The 19,481-nt window shown below is 45.6% G+C and carries 18 protein-coding genes; 13 read left to right on the top strand and 5 right to left on the bottom strand.

Translation table 11 applies throughout. From position 1 onward, the window contains the following. Positions 1-26: 26 nt before the first annotated feature. Positions 27-1,130, bottom strand: coding sequence for a 2-aminoethylphosphonate--pyruvate transaminase (phnW, locus tag ACF8EG_RS04585; RefSeq protein ID WP_069504960.1), 1,104 nt, complete (start codon positions 1,128-1,130; stop codon positions 27-29). A 268-nt stretch (positions 1,131-1,398) separates the two neighbouring features. Here phnW and ACF8EG_RS04580 point away from each other — a divergent pair, with 268 nt between their 5' ends. The 6 genes from ACF8EG_RS04580 to ACF8EG_RS04555 all read left to right on the top strand — a co-directional run bounded on the left by ACF8EG_RS04580 (position 1,399) and on the right by ACF8EG_RS04555 (position 7,575). Then, positions 1,399-2,409, top strand: coding sequence for a putative 2-aminoethylphosphonate ABC transporter substrate-binding protein (locus ACF8EG_RS04580; protein ID WP_079858830.1), 1,011 nt, complete (start codon positions 1,399-1,401; stop codon positions 2,407-2,409). A gap of 112 nt (positions 2,410-2,521) precedes the next feature. Beyond that, entirely contained in the window at positions 2,522-2,932 is a 411-nt protein-coding gene (locus ACF8EG_RS04575; RefSeq protein WP_069504956.1) for a GNAT family N-acetyltransferase, read from the top strand. Positions 2,933-3,035: 103 nt separating this feature from the next. Beyond that, positions 3,036-4,154, top strand: a complete 1,119-nt coding sequence (locus tag ACF8EG_RS04570) for a putative 2-aminoethylphosphonate ABC transporter ATP-binding protein (RefSeq protein ID WP_005481435.1) — start codon at positions 3,036-3,038, stop codon at positions 4,152-4,154. 8 nt (positions 4,155-4,162) lie between these two features. Next, positions 4,163-5,887 (top strand): putative 2-aminoethylphosphonate ABC transporter permease subunit, encoded by a 1,725-nt coding sequence (locus ACF8EG_RS04565; protein WP_025557413.1) that lies wholly within the window; start codon positions 4,163-4,165, stop codon positions 5,885-5,887. 9 nt (positions 5,888-5,896) lie between these two features. Further along, a complete protein-coding gene (gene phnR / locus ACF8EG_RS04560) occupies positions 5,897-6,601 on the top strand; it encodes a phosphonate utilization transcriptional regulator PhnR (protein ID WP_021484168.1) in 705 nt (234 codons plus the stop codon). Positions 6,602-6,666: 65 nt separating this feature from the next. Beyond that, the gene (locus ACF8EG_RS04555; RefSeq protein WP_069504954.1) at positions 6,667-7,575 is read left to right on the top strand and encodes a multidrug transporter; all 909 of its coding nucleotides are present in this window, start codon (positions 6,667-6,669) and stop codon (positions 7,573-7,575) included. Positions 7,576-7,628: 53 nt separating this feature from the next. Here the strand turns inward: ACF8EG_RS04555 and ACF8EG_RS04550 are convergent, their stop codons facing one another. Next, on the bottom strand, positions 7,629-8,180 hold the full coding sequence (locus ACF8EG_RS04550) for an outer membrane beta-barrel protein (protein WP_069504953.1): 552 nt from the start codon (positions 8,178-8,180) through the stop codon (positions 7,629-7,631). A gap of 50 nt (positions 8,181-8,230) precedes the next feature. Beyond that, positions 8,231-9,139: a VirK/YbjX family protein gene (locus tag ACF8EG_RS04545; protein ID WP_005481513.1), complete on the bottom strand. Its 909-nt coding sequence runs from the start codon at positions 9,137-9,139 to the stop codon at positions 8,231-8,233. Between the two features lie 425 nt (positions 9,140-9,564). Between ACF8EG_RS04545 and ACF8EG_RS04540 the strand changes: the two genes are divergently transcribed. From ACF8EG_RS04540 to ACF8EG_RS04515, 6 genes are all read left to right on the top strand, one after another. Then, on the top strand, positions 9,565-9,924 hold the full coding sequence (locus tag ACF8EG_RS04540; RefSeq protein ID WP_020841762.1) for a DUF3316 domain-containing protein: 360 nt from the start codon (positions 9,565-9,567) through the stop codon (positions 9,922-9,924). 233 nt (positions 9,925-10,157) lie between these two features. After that, positions 10,158-11,558, top strand: coding sequence for an FAD-dependent oxidoreductase (locus ACF8EG_RS04535; RefSeq protein WP_069504951.1), 1,401 nt, complete (start codon positions 10,158-10,160; stop codon positions 11,556-11,558). 113 nt (positions 11,559-11,671) lie between these two features. Then, positions 11,672-12,796 carry a M14-type cytosolic carboxypeptidase gene (locus ACF8EG_RS04530; protein WP_025535929.1) on the top strand — a complete coding sequence of 375 codons (1,125 nt, stop codon included), beginning with the start codon at positions 11,672-11,674 and terminating at the stop codon, positions 12,794-12,796. A 454-nt stretch (positions 12,797-13,250) separates the two neighbouring features. Then, entirely contained in the window at positions 13,251-14,228 is a 978-nt protein-coding gene (locus ACF8EG_RS04525; protein WP_065764459.1) for an OmpA family protein, read from the top strand. Between the two features lie 201 nt (positions 14,229-14,429). Next, positions 14,430-15,299, top strand: a complete 870-nt coding sequence (locus tag ACF8EG_RS04520) for a LysR substrate-binding domain-containing protein (protein ID WP_065764458.1) — start codon at positions 14,430-14,432, stop codon at positions 15,297-15,299. Between the two features lie 165 nt (positions 15,300-15,464). Then, positions 15,465-16,244: a phosphotransferase enzyme family protein gene (locus ACF8EG_RS04515; RefSeq protein ID WP_065969861.1), complete on the top strand. Its 780-nt coding sequence runs from the start codon at positions 15,465-15,467 to the stop codon at positions 16,242-16,244. Here ACF8EG_RS04515 and ACF8EG_RS04510 read toward each other — a convergent pair. Further along, positions 16,241-17,116, bottom strand: coding sequence for a LysR family transcriptional regulator (locus tag ACF8EG_RS04510; RefSeq protein ID WP_020841765.1), 876 nt, complete (start codon positions 17,114-17,116; stop codon positions 16,241-16,243). The two genes, ACF8EG_RS04515 and ACF8EG_RS04510, sit on opposite strands and share 4 nt — an antisense overlap. A gap of 207 nt (positions 17,117-17,323) precedes the next feature. Here ACF8EG_RS04510 and ACF8EG_RS04505 point away from each other — a divergent pair, with 207 nt between their 5' ends. Continuing rightward, positions 17,324-17,560 (top strand): hypothetical protein, encoded by a 237-nt coding sequence (locus tag ACF8EG_RS04505; protein WP_005464033.1) that lies wholly within the window; start codon positions 17,324-17,326, stop codon positions 17,558-17,560. 93 nt (positions 17,561-17,653) lie between these two features. On the opposite strand, the gene ACF8EG_RS04500 is transcribed toward ACF8EG_RS04505, so the two are convergent. Continuing rightward, positions 17,654-19,150 (bottom strand): peptide MFS transporter, encoded by a 1,497-nt coding sequence (locus ACF8EG_RS04500; RefSeq protein WP_069504949.1) that lies wholly within the window; start codon positions 19,148-19,150, stop codon positions 17,654-17,656. Between the last annotated feature and the right edge of the window lie 331 nt (positions 19,151-19,481).

Raw genomic sequence — 19,481 nt, 5'->3', positions numbered from 1 at the left:
AACGCTATCTCAACCAGAAAACAGCTTTACGCAACTTGCCAGTACATTGCTTTTTCAATCGCACCGATTAAGCGCTCGATATCTGCTGGGTAAACTTCACCAATGTTGCCAATACGGAAGCAGTCTGCGTTTGATACCTTACCCGGATAAATTACAAAACCTTGCTCTTTCAAACGTGTGTAGAACGTTTTGAACTGGTAATCACTGTGAGTCGGAGAGTAGAAAGAAGTGATGATTGGCGAGTGAAGCTCATCACTCAGTAGTGGCTCAAACCCCAAAGAACGCATACCTGAAACCAGTGTTTTCTGGTTAGTTTGGTAACGGTTATGACGCGCTTCAATGCCGCCTTCTTGTTCGAGTTCTAACAATGCTTGGTAGAAAGCGCGAACCGTGTGCGTAGGAGACGTGAAACGCCATTTGCCGTGGTTCACTTCCATGCAGTGCCACTGGTCGTAAAGGTCAAGGCTCAAAGAACGTGCCTGACCTTGGCACTTTTCGAGTTCCGTTTGTTTCGCAATCACAAAGCCGAAGCCCGGTACGCCTTGAATACATTTGTTAGCAGAGCTGATCATAAAATCGATGCCTAGCTCTGCGATATCGATAGGAATGCCACCAAAGCTCGACATGGCATCGAGAATAACCACTTTACCGTGCGCTTTTGCAGCAGAAGAAAATGCCTCAATTGGGTTAAGCATGCCAGTGGTTGTCTCACAGTGAACAATCGCCACGTGTGTGATAGCAGGATCCGATGCCAATGCAGTTTCCACCTCGTTCAAGTGTGGCTGTGATGTTTCGCCTGGGGAAACTACATGGCATGGAATATTTAGGTATTCAGCGATCTGAGCGATACGCGCACCGTAAGCACCGTTGTCGACAACCAACAACTTTCCATCTTTGCCAATGGCACTGCCAATCGTTGCTTCCACTGATGCGGTGCCGCTACCTTGCATTAGTACACTGGTGTAGCCGCTATGCTTTGTTGCCAGTTTTACAAGCTTAGTGCGGATCACTTCGACAATGTCTTTGTTGTATTCATCATCCCAAGTACACCAGTCTTTTAGCATGGCTTCACGTACTGTTTCAGAAGTAGATAGAGGACCTGGAGTCAGTAGTAGGTATTCGTTTTTCATCTCGATTTCCATCAGAATAATTTAATTGGTCTACACCAGAAATTGGATTCACTCTAGCAAGGATGAAAAAGGGTCGTAAATAGCCATTCAGTGAATTTCATAAAACTTTCATATCCAAAATTTCACCGATCAGTTGGTCGCCTATTTATCGATAATTTTCTCAAAACTGCCATTTTATGGTCATGAATTCGTCACATTGGCGAAGTAGGGTAATTAGCGTCAACTGGTACAGACCAGAATGAAAACTTAGCCAAATTAACTGGAGAAAATGATGAAAAACCGTTTGATGAAAGGATCGCTGGCTGTGCTTGTCTCTCTGCTTGCTACCAATGCAATGGCTGCACAGGAAGTGACGGTTTACACCGCTTTCGAAACTGACATTCTTGCTAAATACAAGTCTGCGTTTGAGAAAGACAACCCAGATATCAAGATTAAGTGGGTTCGTGATTCAACAGGTATCATGACGGCGAAATTGCTGGCAGAAAAGAACAACCCTCAAGCGGAAGTGGTTTGGGGTCTTGCTGGCTCGTCAATGGCATTGCTTAAAGATGAAGGTCTTCTTAAGCCTTACACACCAAAAGGTTTGGAAGAGCTGCACGCTAACCTAAACGACCCTCAATCAAACCAAGCTTGGTTCGGGAATGATGCGTTCTTTAACGCAGTTTGTTTCAACGAAGCGGTAGTGAAACAACTTAACCTACCGAAACCAACGTCTTGGGAAGACCTAACGAAGCCGGTTTACAAAGGTCACATTGCAATGCCTAACCCCGCTTCTTCAGGTACTGGTTACATGCAGGTGTCTGCTTGGCTACAAAACATGGGTGAAGATCAGGCATGGAACTACATGCGTGACCTAGACAAAAACATTGCACACTACACACATTCTGGTTCTAAGCCATGCGTTCAAGCAGGTATGGGCGAGGTGGCCATTGGTATTTCGATGGCGAGCCGCGGCGCGAAGCTGAAAACACAAGGTGCACCACTAGCGGTTATCACACCAAAAGGTATCGGCTGGGAATCAGAAGCCGTTGGTCTAGTAAAAGAATCGGATGCAGCGAAACGCGTTGTGGATTGGTCAATCTCTAAAGCTGCAAACGAGCTTTACGTAGAAATGTACCCAGTGGTTGGACATAAAGACGTGAAAGCGACAGTATCTAACTTCCCTAACGTTCAAGAGAACATGGCGAAGATGGACTTTGCGCAAATGGGCAGCAAGCGTGCAGAAATCTTAGCGACATGGTCTGAGAAATTTGACGCGAAATCAGAGCCAAAATCATAAGGGTTACGACAAATCCGATTGTCAAAGGAGAGCGGTTGCTCTCCTTTTTTGCATCTTGCGACAAGTAGAGGCACATTAATGGCCGGATACTCAGGTAGAAAAGAGGAAGTGCATGGAAATCCAACGTATTAATGCGGAGCAGACACTGCCGCTTCGACAGCAGGTTTTATGGCCAAGCAAAAGCATTGAGTTTTGCAAGGTTGATGAAGATGAAACTGGCTATCATTACGGGAGTTATGTGAACGGAGAGCTGGTGGGTGTGGCGTCAGTCTTCTTCAACAATGGCGCAGCAAGACTAAGGAAGTTTGCGGTATCTTCAAGTCAACAAGGTAAAGGGGTCGGCTCTCGAATGTTGGAGACGATGATTGATGATGCCAAGGCGTTGAACGCAGAGGTATTCTGGTGCGATGCGCGTGAGTCGGCATTGAAAATTTATCAGAAGTTTGGATTACAGAAGGAGGGCGAGCGCTTTTATAAATCAGACATTCCGTATTTCAAGATGAGTTTAGATTTAAGCGTTTAATGTCGAGGGCGTTCATCTATTTGTCATCTTCTGGCTATAAATTTGTCATTGGAACGTAACACATAAAAACTAAAATTGGTATATACCATTTGGAGTGTGTGTTATGTCAATTAACCAACCTTATCTGAACATTAAAAATGTAGTGAAACAATTCGGACAGTTCACTGCATTAAAGCAAATCTCACTGGCGATCGAAAAAGGCGAGTTCGTTTGTTTTTTAGGCCCTTCTGGCTGCGGTAAAACTACGTTATTACGTGCAATTGCAGGTTTAGATCTACCTACTTCTGGCGCGATTTTTCAAAACGGCCAAGAGACCACATTTCTACCACCAGAAAAGCGTGATTTCGGCATTGTGTTTCAGTCTTACGCGCTGTTTCCAAACCTCACCGTACAAGAGAACATTGCGGTGGGTTTGAAAAACCAAGGTATGTCAACCAAAGAGGCGCTGGAGAAAGTAGAGCAGTGGCTCGAAACGATAGGCTTACCAACCTCAGGGCAGAAGTTTCCTAACCAGTTGTCGGGCGGTCAGCAACAACGTGTGGCGTTAGCGCGAGCGCTTGCTTTATCTCCGGGACTGCTTCTTCTTGATGAACCTTTATCTGCGTTGGACGCGAAAGTACGTGTTCACTTACGTGATGAAATTTGTAAGCTGCAACGCAAGCTGGGCATCACTACCATTATGGTTACGCACGATCAGGATGAGGCGCTTTCGATGGCAGATCGAATTGTGGTGATGAACCATGGCGTAATTGAGCAAGTCGGCACGCCTCAAGAAATCTACCAACAACCGGCAACGCGCTTTGTGGCCGAGTTTGTCGGCAGCATGAATTTTATCGAGACATCTGTCGTGACCGAATCTCAGGTGCGTATTGCGGAGACTCTACTGCCAGCACCAAGTTTAACCAATCGTAAGATTCAACGTGGTGATCGCTTTGATTTGGCGGTGCGTCCCGAGAACATCAAGTTTGTCGAAAACTACCGCAACTCGCTGCCTGTACGCATTACCGCTACCGAGTTTTTGGGCGCATTTTTCCGCGTGGATTGTGAGCTACAAAACGACAGCCAAGCAAAACCAATCGTTGTTGATGTGCCAGTCGAGACGGTGCAAAACCTCAATATTCGCATTGGTGATGTGCGTTACATCCAGTTCTTGGAAAGTGGCTTGCACGGCTATGTAATCCCTTCTCAGGGGAATGCGTTTACAAAAGCGTTGGCGGCATAGGTGCAAACATGGATGCGAAGACAATGACGATGAATAGCCTGACGACTCAAGACAAAGCGAAATCAATGATGGGACGCATTAGCCGCGACAATCTCGTGCTGTTTGGTTTGTTGGCGGGTCTTTCCACGATGATGATCTTGTTCATCTTGATGCCATTGTGGGCGATGCTGGCCAAAAGCGTACAAAACAGCGATGGAGAGTTTGTTGGGTTAGCCAACTTTGCGACTTATTTTTCTTCTTCAAGCTTGTGGGTTTCCGTTGGTAATACGTTTAGTTTGGGACTCGTTGTAACGACGGTGGTCGGTATTCTGGCCTTTGGTTACGCTTACGCACTCACGCGTTCATGCATGCCATTTAAAGGTCTATTTCACATCTTAGGTACCGCGCCAATCCTTGCCCCCTCACTTTTGCCTGCGATCAGCTTGATCTTCCTCTTTGGCAATCAAGGGGTTGCAAAAGAGCTACTTGGTGGTCACTCAGTGTATGGTGTGATTGGTATTTCAATGGGGTTGATCTTTTGGACCTTTCCTCATGCTCTGATGATTTTGACCACTTCGCTGCGTACTTCCGATGCCCGTTTGTATGAGGCCGCTCGTGCTCTAAAAACCTCACCGATGAAGACCTTTTTTATGGTGACGTTACCTGCGGCGAAATACGGTTTGATCAGCACTCTGATTGTCGTATTCACGTTGGTGATTACCGATTTTGGTGTGCCGAAAGTCATTGGCGGAAGCTATAACGTTCTGGCGACCGACATCTTCAAACAAGTGGTGGGCCAGCAAAACTTTGCCATGGGTGCGGTAACCAGCATCATGCTGTTATTTCCTGCGGTAATGGCGTTTGGTGCGGATCGTTGGGTGCAGAAAAAACAAAAGAGCTTATTCGACACACGTTCAGTGCCTTATCAGCCAGAACCCAACAAAACGCGTGATGGCCTTTGCTTCGTATACTGTTCACTGATTTCTGTCGCAGTACTGGCAGTGTTAGGCATGGCGGTGTACGGCTCTCTAGTGACATTTTGGCCGTGGAATAAAGCGCTGACGCTGAACAATTACAACTTCGCAGAGATGAGTACCTATGGCTGGAGCCCATTCTTCAACTCGTTAACGCTGGCAGGTTGGACTGCGCTGATTGGTACCGCTGTGATTTTCGTCGGTGCCTACTGTATTGAAAAAGGTCGTGCGTTTGGGCCAGTTCGTCAGGCGATGCAAATGCTGAGCGTGGTACCAATGGCGGTGCCGGGCATGGTTTTGGGTTTAGGATACATCTTTTACTTCAATGATGTGAACAACCCATTGAATGTGCTTTACGGTACGATGGCGTTTCTGGTGATTAACACCGTAGTGCACTATTACACAGTCGGCCACATGACAGCGTTAACCGCTCTCAAGCAACTGCCTTCAGAGATAGAAGCGACGGCAGCATCGGTCAAGTTGCCTCAGTATAAGTTGTTCTTCAAAGTGACCTTACCGGTTTGTATGCCTGCTGTTTTGGACATCGCAACCTACTTGTTTGTTAATGCATTGACCACCACTTCTGCGGTAGTATTCCTGTACTCAACCGATACGATTCCTGCTTCGGTATCGATTCTAAACATGGACGATGCAGGCCAAACGGGCGCAGCTGCCGCGATGGCCGTGATGATCATGATTGCAGCCGCGATTGCGAAGATCGTGCAGATGACGTTGGGGAAGTGGTTAGAAAGTCGCACTCAGGCTTGGCGTAAAAGATAAGGACACCTCGTGCAGTACGTAAAAATTAAAGATTCGATTGTTGAACAGATTGAAGCGGGCATGCTATCACCGCGTCAGAAATTGCCTGCGGAGCGCAAGTTGGCGGAGTCGTTCGACACAACCCGAGTTACGTTGCGCGAAGCGTTGTCGTTATTGGAAGCTGAAGGGCGAATTTATCGTGAAGATCGCAGAGGCTGGTTTATTTCACCTGAGCCACTACGCTACGACCCTACTCAGACACTTAATTTTCCGAACATGGCGAAAGCGCAAAATCGCGTGCCAAAAACGGAGCTGATTGCGGCAAAGGGCACTTTAGCTAACAAGCAATCTGCGCGCTTGTTACAACTGCAGCCGTTTTCTGATGTTTTTCGTGTCGACCGCGTTCGATATTTGGAAGAGAGACCTGTTGTGTATGTGACCAACTATATTCGTCCAGAGATCTTCCCCAATTTATTGAGCTTTGATTTGACCAACTCGCTGACCGACATTTATCGCGAGCACTTTGGTGTGGTGTATCAGAAGACGCGTTACCGTATTTCTACCAGTACCTTGCTTGGTGAAGTCGCGCAAGCGTTGCGAGCAACATCGGGCACTCCGGCAATGGTTGTTGAACGTACTAACTATAACCAACATGGCGAGTTGATTGACTGCGATATTGAATACTGGCGTCACGATGCCATCAGTATTGAGTCGGTGGCAGAGCTCAATCACTAACGTTCGCATTTTCATATTCAAAGGCTCCATCTCGGAGCCTTTGTTTTATCTGAACAGGAAAACAAATGGATTTTTTGGCAATCGCACTCGTTGTATTTTCTGCGGTTTTGCATGCAGGCTGGAATATCTTGGGTAAAAGCCATTCCGGATCAGGCATGGCATTCACGATGGCTGCAAGCCTGTCTGCTTGTGGAGTGCTTACCCCATATCTGATTTGGTATTTAATCACGCTCGGTTGGACTTCGTTGCCAGTTGAGTTTTGGGGAATGCTGGCTTTTAGTGGAATAGCGCAAATTGTGTATCTCGTCGGTTTGATCATGGCGTATAAACATGCCGATGTTGGTGTGATTTACCCAATTGCACGCGCTTTGCCGGTCATGATGGTGGGAGGGTTCAGTGTTGCACTCGGCCATGCGCTTTCATCTCAACAGTGGCTTGGTTTTTTGTTGATCACCTTTGGCTGCATTTTGGTGCCGTTGACTCATGTTCGCCAAGTTTCTTTGGTGGCGTATCTAAATGTAGGCGTGTTTTGGGCGTTGATCGCGGCAATTGGCACGACAGGTTACTCTGTGGTGGACAAAGAGGCATTAACGTTACTGACTCAGCAAGCATCAACTGTTTTCAACGATCAATACAGCGCGATCTTCTATCTTGGTGCGCAGTTTTGGGCGATGGGCTTACCCGTTTTACTTTGGTGTCTGATCACCAGAAATGAGCAAGAGTTGCAAGCGGCTTGGCGAATCCGAAAAAGTGCAAGTATGGCTGGCATTATGATGGCATCGACTTATGGATTGGTTCTGTTTGCGATGACGATGACAGACAACGTGAGCTTAGTTGTCGCGCTGCGCCAGATCAGTATCGTATTTGGTTTATTGATGGGCATTTGGTTGCTTGCAGAAAAATGGTATCTCACCCGAGGTATCGGTGTGGCTTTCATCCTGGCAGGCATTGTGTTGTCTTTAGAAGGTGCTTGAAGCACATAAACTAAAGGCACCGGAATTAAGGTGCCTTAGAAAAGAGGGATGAGTTAGAAACGCATTTGTGCGCCAAACATCACGCCACCAGAATCAAAATCGCTGTTTTTGGCGTAATTGTATTCTAAGTTCAAACCAAAGTGTTTATAGCCCCAAGCGACACCTGCTGCGGCTTCTCCGCCAAGGCTAGACTCGTCATATTCTTTATTTTGGCCATTGTTTTTAAGCGTGTAACTTAACGTGTAGTAAGTGATACCGCCTTTACCGTAAAGCTCAAAACCAGCACCCAAAGGGTAGCTTACGTAACCGCTGATTCGCGGACCGCCATAACTCACGTCGGTGATTTCTGATATTGGGCTAATGAGTACAGAACCAATGCCGTTAAACGCGCCTTTGTAACCTGCTTCAAGGCCGAAGTTTTGGTCGAACATGTAACGGTAATACACATCCCCTAAGAACATGTCGCCGTCATCATGGCCATTATTGACGTCGTAACTGAAGTCACCATAGCCTAAATTCGCCCCCACAATGTGTTTGCTTGGCTCGGCATAAGCGGTGACAGAAAGTGCAGACAACAAGCATGCTACGGCGTACTTGTAAGACATAAGGACTCCGAATAGTAAACGAATAAACAAGTATCGCGTGATACGCTGGATTAACGCAGACGCGTCGCAAACTCGGCTTTGGTGTTGTCTAGCCACTCATAACGACGGCGGTACATCGAGCGTTTGGAGCGAGACATTCCCTCAGTATCGCGGCGCGTATCATTCACTTTTAATGCGTAGAAATGGCGGTTGTATTCAATGCCCCCCAACTCTTGCCATAGTGCGTCGTAGTCGGTTTTGATGCGTCCTTTACTGTAACGTCGTGCTGCGTATGTGTGAGATTGCGTTTTTACGGCGAGTATGGTGTTTACTTCCCAGACTTGAGCGATGAGTGTTAGCAAACTCACCATCAAGCTTTTTGGTCGCTGACCGTACAGTTTTCGAGTCAGTTTTTTGATTTTTGCGTTGTTTTCTTCACTGCTTCGAGGGCCTTGTAGGCCACCTATCATAATGCAGCGCCCAGTGTCTACATGACCAACGGTAAACGAAAGTGTGTAGAAGTTCCCGTCTTCAGCGCTGTGCAGCACAAGGCTCATGTCGCCTTCTTTTTGGTAACGCGCTTCGTAAACCAATCGAACCGAGTACTCGATGTCATCGATTTCAAATGAGGTCAGCGTTAAGCCTTTTGAATCGGTGTAAATCTCGGCAATGGTCTCTTTAGAAAGCAGTTCTGAAATCGTTTTGTAGTGATCAACCACCAAGTTGGAGCGATCAAAAGCAGAGTTATTCTTAATGATGTACGGGCGAAACGGTTTTTCTAGGAATCGGTGTGTACGCGTACAAAGCATGTCTAACAAAGACGATTCAATGTTGTTCGCAAGGTGTTTGAATGCTCGTTTGTAGTAAAGCGCACGCATGATGAACTTCATTCTATATACCCAAATAGGGTTATAGGTGTTGGCGTACTCATCAGCATAGATCACTTTGGTATGATCAAAAATGGATTTATTTGCAGTCATTTTCACTCCCGACTCACTTAAGAGCTTGTCTTAACTGGGGTTCTGTTTTAACAGCACGAGAAATAACAGCGAGGAACACGAAAATGGAGAGATGCACAAGGCATAAATAGGAGGTGTGTTCTTGCTGATTCCAACGTACTCAACATTAATTTTGAACAGTGTTCGTTTGTTCGGAATTCTAAGAGAAAAACCGCGGCAGGTATTGTATGAGTGAGTAAGGAAGTGTCAGGGATAGGTCTTTGCTAGAGCATATTTCAAGTTTGAAAAAGATCGAATTGGGTCATAAACAAAAGCATGCACAGAACCAAATTGAACAAAAAATGAACATAATTTGAAATTAATTTGACGTGCTACAGGTCTTTATACGTAACTTATAGGTATCGAACCAATGCAGGTTCGATAGTAAGGAAGTAAAGGAGAGGTTTATGAAACGCTTAATTACTTTAGCAAGTCTTCTCGCTCTGACTACTGCACCTTCTGTTGTATTTGCTGGTGGCTATCAGTGGACGAACAATACGCAAACTATTCACGGTGCTGTCGTGGATAGTAAAGAAGCGGCTTACGATATGGGGCGAGTTATGCTCCAAGATTACCAGAACAAATCGTCTGGCCAGCTTAGAGACGAATTTACTCGTAAGTCTGAGTTTGTGGATCGTCAGTCATTTTCGATTACCGATTCAAAAGTGACGGTCGATGAATTTATGGAAAGTAATGGTCAGGTGACTTACCAGCCAGTAGTAAATGTTACATACGAATACCGTATGCGCGAGCCTGGTAGGTACTAACTGACGCTATTCCCCTTAATCTATCCCTAATAGTTAATATCATTGCATTTTTTGGAGGAGCCACGCTCCTCCTTTTTTGTGCTTTTCGGTTCTTTAAAATCTCCCGTCACTTTGCCGCGTGGCGTCATTTTTTCTTACGCGCAGCGATAGTTTTTCTTGCTCGTTGAAACCGTGCATCGTTTGTACAGTGAGCTTCTCGAAAACAAGTTCATGAATGACACGAAGGAAAAACAATGGCACACCTATCTTACTGGTTTAAGCAAGCGCTTGAACTTGAACGACCTCAGCCGGCTAAGCCACTGAATGAAGATATCAACGCTGATGTCGCGATTATTGGTGGTGGTTACACCGGACTTTGGACCGCCATTATGATCAAACAGCAAGCACCGAAAAAGCATGTTGTTGTGATAGAAAAGGGGCTGTGCGGTAGTGGCGCGTCTGGAGCGAATGGTGGTTGCATGCTGACTTGGTCGACAAAGTTTCCGACCTTAAAACGTTTGTTTGGTGAAGCTCAGGCTGCTTGGTTAGTCAAAGAGTCCGAACAAGCCGTGCTTGAAATTGACGCGTTTTGTAAACAGCACCATATTGATGCTCAGTTGTCGCTTAAAGGCGTGTATTACACGGCAACAAATCACGCGCAAGCGGGCTGCATGCAACCTGTCGTCGATGAGCTTTCACGTTTAGGCGTCAATAGTTGGCGTCGCTGCAAAGAAGATGAGCTGCACGCAAATACAGGCTCGCCCCGTCATCTTGAAGGTTTCCATTCTTCGGTTGCTGCTAGCGTCCAGCCCGCCTTGTTGGCTAGAGGTTTGCGCCGAGTCGCATTAGAAATGGGGATCGAAATCTTCGAAAACACACCAATGACCAAATTGGATTTTGGCCAACCAGCTACCGTGTACACTCCTGACGCACAAATACAAGCAAAGCAGGTTGTGCTGGCATTAAACGCATGGATGGTGGAGCACTTTACACAGTTCAAAAACAGTATCGTGGTGGTTTCTTCCGACATGGTCATCACCAAACCGCTTGGTGAGTCGTTACGAAAAACGGGCTGGCAAGCGGGAACGAGCGTGTTAGATTCGCGTATTTTTGTTCATTATTACCGCGATACGCCAGATGGTCGCCTCATGTTAGGCAAGGGAGGCAATCAGTTCTCTTTCAACAACCAAGTGGACGTGATGTTCAATAAACCAACTCGTTATCAAAATCTTCTAAGGAAGTCATTCGATAAACTTTTCCCGAGTTTGAAAGAGGCGGAGTTTGAATACTCATGGACAGGAGGATCCGATCGCTCAACCTCCGGCTTTCCATTTTTTGGGAAGTTGAACGAGCAACGTAATGTCTTTTATGGTTTTGGCTATTCAGGTAATGGTGTTGCGCAGACTCGCATGGGCGGAAAAATCCTCTCTTCTATGGTGTTAGGGTTGGATAACGAATGGACTCGAAGTGGCTTAGTCAAAGGACCATTGGGGCATTTCCCTCCAGAGCCGTTTCGCTGGATTGGCGCAATGACGGTGCGTAATGCGGTACGCCGAAAAGAAGAGGCAGAAGATTGTGGTCAAAAGCCATTTATCTGGGATAAGTGGCTGGCAAAACTTGCAGGGCCAGCAGGCAAAGCGGATAAGCTCGACTAAACTGAAGACTTTAGCCACAAACGAGACAGTTTGCAGTGAAAGTCGTTGGGGCGGACTTTCGCCTTGTGTTAGCCTCTCTCTTTCAAGCTCAGATTCAAAAGGTGAGTAACAGAATGAAAATATTCAGCAACTTCGACAGCGGTAGCATCCATGTCGTTAAAGCGGATGATAAAAATGACATCCAACTGAAAATCCCTAACGACAACATGTCGGAATTCTACCAATGGTTCCACTTCCGCTTAGAAACTGAAGCAGAGCAGTCACACACCATCAAACTGCTCGATCTAGCGAAGTCAGCATACCCTGAAGGTTGGCAAGGTTACGACGTTGTTGCGTCTTATGACCGTGAAGAATGGTTCCGTATTCCTGCTGAATTTGATGGTGACACATTAACGTTTACTGTGATCCCAGAGCGCAGCTCTATCTATTTCGCATACTTTGCACCGTACACTTATGATCGCCATCTCGATCTACTGCACATGGCGCAAAGCGCGCACCACTGCAAGCTAGATACACTGGGTCATACCCTAGATGGTAACGACATGAGCCTACTGACTTTTGGTGAGCCAGAAGAAGGCAAAAAGAAAATCTGGATGATCGCGCGTCAGCATCCGGGCGAAACCATGGCCGAGTGGTTTATGGAAGGTATGATTCAGCGTCTGCTGGATGAAAACGATACGGTTGCCCGTGCATTACTTGAGAAAGCAGTGCTTTACGTTGTACCTAACATGAACCCAGATGGTGGTATTCGTGGTCACCTACGCACGAATGCGGTTGGTGTAAACCTAAACCGTGAATGGCAAACGCCTTCAATGGAGAAAAGCCCAGAGGTGTTCCTTGTTCGTGAACGCATGCTCGAAACGGGCGTGGATATGTTCTTAGATGTTCATGGTGATGAAGCGATCCCATACAACTTTGTTGCAGGCTCTGAAGGCATCCCATCGTACGATGAAAACTTAGCGGCGCTGGAAGATGCATTCAAACAAGCACTGTTGACAATTACGCCAGAGTTCCAAGATGAAATTGGCTACGACAAAGACGAACCAGGCAAGGCAAACCTGACGGTTGGTTCAAACTGGGTTGCCGAGCAATTTAAGTGCTTATCGTACACAATTGAGATGCCATTCAAAGACAATAACAACCACCCTGATCCGTTGTACGGTTGGTCTCCTGAGCGCAGCGTGATGTTTGGGCAAGATGTGCTTGCAGCAACACTTGCGGTGACTGACAAAATTTAAATGCAATAGTTCCACAGCATTGATTCATTACCGAACAGCTCATCTTTGATGGGCTGTTTTCTTTCCTGTTATTCGCATTTCTTATTGTAAAAATTAGTTGCCATTCATCCATTTACTGAGTTCTTCTCAAGTTTGAGAAACTGCAAAAATAGGGTGATTTGCATCACAGAAAAGTGCTAAGAGTGTGATATTCTCCGCAACGAATTGACTATGGCTAAACCAATGTCGTTGGATTTTCTCCTCAAATGAGAGCCCACGTTTAGATAATTAACGTGTGATCGAGAGGTGGTGTTATCCGTGTTACATCATTGGCGTTCGAATATCATTTTTTGATTCCTTCCTACGAAATTTAGCTGTTTCTATTCAACTAAAAAGAGAAAGTTGCGGCTTCACATGATAAGCAGCGACTTGCTTAATTTGTGTTGCTTTGTGTACAAGAAAAAGGAAAAAAATAATGAAAAAAATCGCTATTGCAGTGGCTACTGTACTTGCTGGTGGTGTGATCTCTAACGTTGCACTTGCTGACACTTACATTGGCGGTAAAGTAGGTTACAACGCTCTAAACGATGCATGTTACCTAAACGAACCTTGTGACGACGACAGCTTTGCAGCTGGTATGCACATTGGTTACAACTTCAACGAATACGTTGCTGCAGAATACGGTGTTGATTACCTAGGTGATTTCACGGCTAACTTCAAAAAGCCTGGTCTAAACACAGTTGATGGTGACCTTTGGGCGTTGACTCTAGCTCCTAAATTCAACCTACCTCTAACAGATTCTTGGAACCTGTTCGCTAAAGTAGGTGCGGCATACATGATGGCTGGTGACGAGAAAGACTTCGTTCCAACTGGCTCTCTAGGTGCTGAGTACAAAATCAACTACAACTGGAGCCTACGTGCTGAATACCAACGTTACCAAGACATGTCTGACGACATCATTGATGACATGGATTCTGACTTCTTCGGTATCGGCTTCAACTATAAGTTTGGTTCTGAGCCAGTGGTTCAAGAAGAAGCAGTTGAAGAAGTGGTAGAAACACGTCCATCTACTCGTATCGTTGAGCACGTGTACCCAGCTCAAACAGCAACAGTACAATTCGGCCTAGAAAGCGCAGAAGTGAAAGATGCATCAGCACTTTCTGGTACAGTTGATCTAATGAACACTTACCCACAAGCTAAAGTTGAGATCACTGGTTACAGTGACACAACGGGTTCTGCTCAGTACAACCAACAGCTAACTGAAAAACGTGCTAAAGCGGTTGCTAATGAGTTTGAAGCGAAAGGTATCGCTGCTGACCGTATGACAGTTAAAGGCATGGGTGAAGCAAACCCAGTTGCTAGCAACGAAACTCGTCAAGGTCGCGAAGCGAACCGTCGTGTGGAAGTGGTTGTTCCTGCGTTTGAATACCAAACGACTGAACAAGCTCAATAATTTGTTGCTATAGCCAACAAAGCAAAAAGCCAGCGTTTATCGCTGGCTTTTTTGATCTTGTCTTCAAACTTATGCTTGGATGGAACCGAGACGGTTGTTGGGCTGTATATTGAAATGACGGCGGCGTGCGCTTTGCTTGTTGTTCATCATTCTGTCATCACAGATTCATAATATCGTTGCTCCGTTTAGTAGGAGAGCATGATGCAAAACCTCCCTCCACTTAATGCCCTGAAAGCCTTTGAAGCAACAGCCCGTTTGCGAAGCTTTACAAAAGCTGCAAAAGAGCTAAATGTCACTCGCGCGGCGGTTAGTCAGCAAGTTAAATCGTTGGAACTTCAGTTAAACGCGATACTTTTTGAGCGCAATGGTGCGCAGCTTTTGTTAACACAAGCTGCCCAAGCCTACTTGCCTGTTGTTAGCCAGACTTTGCAGATGCTATCTGTAGCAACTCAACACCTTTTTGCTCGCCAGAAAAACACTCAACTGACGCTTCATGTCGCTCACAGCTTTTGTTCTCAATGGTTAATGCCGCGCTTGGCTGATTTTCATCGTCAGCACCCTGATGTCGTGATAAAAATTTCAACGACTGCCAACACGGTGCCGAATGCTAGTGCCATTGCGGATGTGGAGATCATCAACGGTTATGGAGAGTGGCAATCAGAACAGGCTGTTCAACTTACCCAAGAAAACTGGATAGTAGTGGCGAGTCCTGGTTTTTTAAATCTTAATTCGGTCATTCATCTTACCGATATCGCGCTAGCGCCAAAACTGTGCACGGGCGGATACCATGAATCGTGGCAAGCTTGGCTGCGTTTTCAGGGCTATGAAGGCAAAGTGAGTAAACCTATCGCCGAGTTTGAACATTCCTTACTAGCCATTCAAGCGGCGGTGAATCAGTTAGGTATACTGCTTGTTAGGGACTTTTTAGTGGAGGATGAGCTACAACAAGGACTTTTGATTCCGATTGGTGGATGGTCAATGCCAAGCGCCAGCGCGCATCATATGGTGGTAAGGGAAAGCGATAAATCGCAAGTTGAGGCTTTTACTCATTGGGTCATGCAAAGTCTATAAGCTTAAAAGTCCAGCATCTTCGAATAAGTGAAAGTGGTTTCCTGCGATTGAGCTAACAAAGTTGGGTGCTTTTTGGTCGGTAGTTAAAACAAGATTCGTTACTTAAGGTATAAAATGACGCTTGTTTCAATCGTCGCCCCAAATCTGATCGAACAAGGAAAAGTCATGGAAATGCTACAAGGTGGTCGGGATAATGCCATTTATCGTACTGGTGATCGCGTTAGTCGTCCGGCAAGCTCTTGGACGATGACCGTCCACCAGTTGTTAAATCACCTTCATTCCAATGGATTCACGCAATGCCCCAAAGTGATTGGGATTGAGGGTGGTAAAGAGTGGTTGAGCTTTGTGGAAGGAGATACCTTCAACTATCCACTGCAAGGTTCTATTGCTTCTGTTACTGCACTTTTATCCGCGGCCAAAATGTTGCGTAGAATGCATGATGCTTCAGAAGATTTTCTCATTTCACATCAAAGCGAAGTGTGTCATTGGATGTTACCTGATCGAGTCCCCCAAGAGGTGATTTGTCATGGGGATTTTATGCCATACAATGTTGCACTAAATGGTGAAACCGTGGTTGGTGTATTCGATTTTGATACCGCACATCCTGCTCCTCGTTTATGGGACGTTGCTTTTTCCATTTACGGTTGGGCTCCTTTTAAAACGGATGAAAATGACCGAATGGGCAACTTGGAACAGCAAATTCAACGCGCCAAGCTGTTTTGTGACGCGTATGGCTGCTCGAAATTAGAGCGAGAAAATCTGGTGGATGTGATGACGTTAAGGCTCACGGCTTTGGTTGATTACATGAGACTGATGGCAAGCTGTAGGGATGAGAGATTTCAAGCTAATTTGGAAGAGGAACATCACATCGCGTATTTGCAAGATATCGATTATCTGCGTCAACATCACCAAGCGATTACTTTGGGCATACTAAAAGAACGTTAGTTTGCAATCACGTGTTTAATCTTATCAAATAACCATAGATTTAATGGTGCGTGTTGCTGTGAACGCCGACAACTCATCACGTAGCTGACATTCAATTCTAAGCGGTTCGGTAGTGCGATACTTCTGCATCCCTGCGGGACATGGTCACTCATCGTGATACCGAAATGATCGGTTTGAAGGATGATTTTGTGGATCATCGCAGGGTGTTCTATTTCCACTTTTGGCGATGCATTAAAGCCAATGTTCTTCAAGCGTTCCAACAGAGGGTATCGGTAGTCATTCCATCCTGGTGTTTTGAAGAGTAAAAAGGGGTAGAGCTGCAAGTCATCAAAATCTTGCGCTGGATGCTCTTTGCGAACAAAAAAGACGGCCTTTCCTTTTCCCAACTCTTTTTGTGCGACCGATTGAGGTAAGTCCTCATCAAAGTAGTGGATTGCGACCGCATTTTCACCATCTATTAAACGGTTTTTAGCTTCGTTTCCCCAGCGCAGAAACGAAAATTTGGCTCGAGGTGCTTGTTTTAGCAGGCTCAGGTAAAGCTCATCGCCGAAGTAATCCCAAAATAGCGTGTTGGCATAAATCGACAGTTGCCCATCAAAGCTCTCTGGGGAAAAGTTTTGCGGCTTAATGGAGTCCACACTCATCAGAATCTGTTCGAAGTGTGCCATGTTTGTTTCGACAAACGTCGTCGGCTCAAAGCCATGTTTTGTTTGCACAAACAGAGGATCATCGAACTGGGTTTTCATCTTGGTGAGGTTTTTACTGATGGCTCCGGATGTTTTTCCTAACGACTCTGCGACTAACCGAACATTGCGCAGCTCATACATGCGCTTCAGCACAAGAATGTTTTGAATATCCAGATTAATCGCCATTCTTTACTCCAACAATTCGGCTCGCTTCACATCATAGCGTTGAGCTGATCATCCAAAGACAGCAAACGGTCAATTTTCTTGAGGCATCTATCGGAGGTGAAGAAAGGGGATTTCCATTTGGTAAATCAGGAGTTTCCTCGTCTCATCCCCTTTGCGTTGATACAGTTTCTACATCGACACAGGTACAGACAATAACAGAGGTGATGTATGAAAAAACTAATCGCATTAGGCTTGATGGTTTGCTCAGCGAATGTGGCATTTGCTGCGGATGGTTCATACACAGGTACCATTGACATGACAATGAGTAATACGAACCAAGTGGATGTTGAACGCGCAAACTCGCAACTTACGTTGAAAGGCCGTAATGAAGCGATGTACGGTGGCGTGATGATTCAAACCGATGCATCTACCCAACCCATTGAACTTCGTGGCCGCCGCGATTAATCGGTCACGTTGTCATTACGAAAATGCCGCGATGAATTCGCGGCATTTTTGTTTGTTGATTGCGTATGTAATCAAGTGGCGGTGCGAAAGCGATTAGCTCTGTACCTCGACACCCGCTTCAATCTCGACAGGTTGCGCTTGTGCTTCGCTTTCTTTTGCCGCATCCAGCATTTTGCGAATAACAACCGATGTTGCCATAGCAATCGCCACCATCACAACCGCTAGTACAGTAAGCAGTTGGAAGTAATCACCGTATACCGTTTGTACGATTTCTTGAGTGATCTCTTGGCCTTTTTCCATCGCAATTGACGTTGAGAAAGCGGCGCCAACGATACCACTCAGTGCGATAGCAACGGAGAATAGACTAACCGAGAAGTTCTCGATATGTTTTGGTGCTACAGACAGAATGAATGCTACTACCATTGAGCCAACGATAACTTCCGCAATGGCTTGGAAGAAGTGAATCGCCAAGAAGATTTCAGGCATGATCACCACATCTTTACCAACGGTTGTGACTGCAAACGTTAGGATGCCAAATGCAATTGCAGTGAGTACAAACGCCATCGCGATTTTAGTTGCTGTCGAAAGGTGGACGTCGCGTTTTTCAAGCATACCGAAGAAGCCCGCAACAATAGGGCCACCAACCATACACCAAAGTGGGTTCATTGCCATTGCTGCTTCTGGCTCAAGTGGGATAAAGCCAAACAGTGAGCCTTTCAAAGTATTGATTGCCACCATGTTCATTGACGTCATCATTTGTCCGTAGTAGACGAAGAAACACGTAGTCAAGAAGGTCACAATGAGGATGGTGCCCATCTTCAATGACTCAGCTTTGCTGGCTTTCAGCATTAAAGAGACGAAGTAAAGAATCGCAGCGCCACCGATGGCATAAACGATGTTTTGACCAATATCCATGTTTGAGAACATGAAGAACACCAACGCGATCATGGCGACGGAAATCAGTGCGAAGAATACCCAGTTTTTCAAGCTTACCGCTTTTTGGTCAAGTTCAGCAGCTACACCAGTTAGGCCCTTTCTGAACATCAATAACATCACAAGTGCAGCGCCTGCCATGACGGCAGAGATGGTAAAGCCGCCGTTAAAGCCAATTACCAGCACGATCATCGGGAACAGGTACTGGCCTAAAAAAGCGCCGACATTGTTCACTGAATAGTTGATTGGGTAACCTTTTTCGAAATCTTCTTGTGATTTAAAAGTGCGTTTGTAAAGACTTGGGTAAGAAGGTGACATCAAACCACGGCCGTAGCTTGCTAGAGCGATACCACACATCGATAAAGGAACGTTTGTCGCCGAAGCACCAAGTACCAGCAAAACGTAACCCGCAGCGAACGCCAGAAAGGCGATGGACAGAGAGCGGTAAGCTCCTAAAAACTTATCCGCAATAAATCCGCCAGCGATGGCAAACAATGGCCCAATGGCAGAAAAAGCGCCCACGATCATCATCGTATCGGCTTCGTTGTAATTTAGATCTTCTAGAAAAAAGCGAGTTAAGCTCACTAGCACGCCATAAAATGATAAGCCAAACATCATTTGGCAGAACATCATAGATTTGTTTAGTTTATTCCACATAATTTTGTACTCACATTAGCGGAGAAAGATAGTGATTATTTCTGTTAAATGTTACTTAAACGAGATATTGAGTATTGAAATAATTGTCGCATAACTAACAAAATGCGCACTATATTTTCTAATGTGAAGTTTGTTATTTGCTTATCCGTTGTTCTAGATCAAGTTGAAAAATGCAGTTATAAAAACCAATTTATAAATTTTTATCAAAATAAAATGCTAATAACGAATTTAATGTATTGAAAAATAAATGATGGAAAGCAGACGAGTATTGATACAAGGAAGGGAAGAAATCGCACTGTTGATGCTGAGTGCCACCAACAATGCGATGTGT

The organism is Vibrio sp. YQ_11, assembly GCF_043103065.1.
Lineage (GTDB): Bacteria > Pseudomonadota > Gammaproteobacteria > Enterobacterales > Vibrionaceae > Vibrio > Vibrio parahaemolyticus.
This window is presented reverse-complemented; position numbering and strand designations above follow the sequence as displayed.

Coding starts and splice junctions, on each gene's coding strand:
- ACF8EG_RS04535 (WP_069504951.1), top strand. CDS start 10,158: ATGGCACACCTATCTTACTGGTTTAAGCAAGCGCTTGAACTTGAACGA.
- ACF8EG_RS04505 (WP_005464033.1), top strand. CDS start 17,324: ATGAAAAAACTAATCGCATTAGGCTTGATGGTTTGCTCAGCGAATGTG.
- ACF8EG_RS04510 (WP_020841765.1), bottom strand. CDS start 17,116: ATGGCGATTAATCTGGATATTCAAAACATTCTTGTGCTGAAGCGCATG.
- ACF8EG_RS04550 (WP_069504953.1), bottom strand. CDS start 8,180: ATGTCTTACAAGTACGCCGTAGCATGCTTGTTGTCTGCACTTTCTGTC.
- ACF8EG_RS04540 (WP_020841762.1), top strand. CDS start 9,565: ATGAAACGCTTAATTACTTTAGCAAGTCTTCTCGCTCTGACTACTGCA.
- ACF8EG_RS04555 (WP_069504954.1), top strand. CDS start 6,667: ATGGATTTTTTGGCAATCGCACTCGTTGTATTTTCTGCGGTTTTGCAT.
- ACF8EG_RS04575 (WP_069504956.1), top strand. CDS start 2,522: ATGGAAATCCAACGTATTAATGCGGAGCAGACACTGCCGCTTCGACAG.
- ACF8EG_RS04580 (WP_079858830.1), top strand. CDS start 1,399: ATGATGAAAAACCGTTTGATGAAAGGATCGCTGGCTGTGCTTGTCTCT.
- ACF8EG_RS04565 (WP_025557413.1), top strand. CDS start 4,163: ATGGATGCGAAGACAATGACGATGAATAGCCTGACGACTCAAGACAAA.
- ACF8EG_RS04520 (WP_065764458.1), top strand. CDS start 14,430: ATGCAAAACCTCCCTCCACTTAATGCCCTGAAAGCCTTTGAAGCAACA.
- phnW (WP_069504960.1), bottom strand. CDS start 1,130: ATGAAAAACGAATACCTACTACTGACTCCAGGTCCTCTATCTACTTCT.
- ACF8EG_RS04525 (WP_065764459.1), top strand. CDS start 13,251: ATGAAAAAAATCGCTATTGCAGTGGCTACTGTACTTGCTGGTGGTGTG.
- ACF8EG_RS04545 (WP_005481513.1), bottom strand. CDS start 9,139: ATGACTGCAAATAAATCCATTTTTGATCATACCAAAGTGATCTATGCT.
- ACF8EG_RS04570 (WP_005481435.1), top strand. CDS start 3,036: ATGTCAATTAACCAACCTTATCTGAACATTAAAAATGTAGTGAAACAA.
- ACF8EG_RS04500 (WP_069504949.1), bottom strand. CDS start 19,150: ATGTGGAATAAACTAAACAAATCTATGATGTTCTGCCAAATGATGTTT.
- ACF8EG_RS04515 (WP_065969861.1), top strand. CDS start 15,465: ATGGAAATGCTACAAGGTGGTCGGGATAATGCCATTTATCGTACTGGT.
- ACF8EG_RS04530 (WP_025535929.1), top strand. CDS start 11,672: ATGAAAATATTCAGCAACTTCGACAGCGGTAGCATCCATGTCGTTAAA.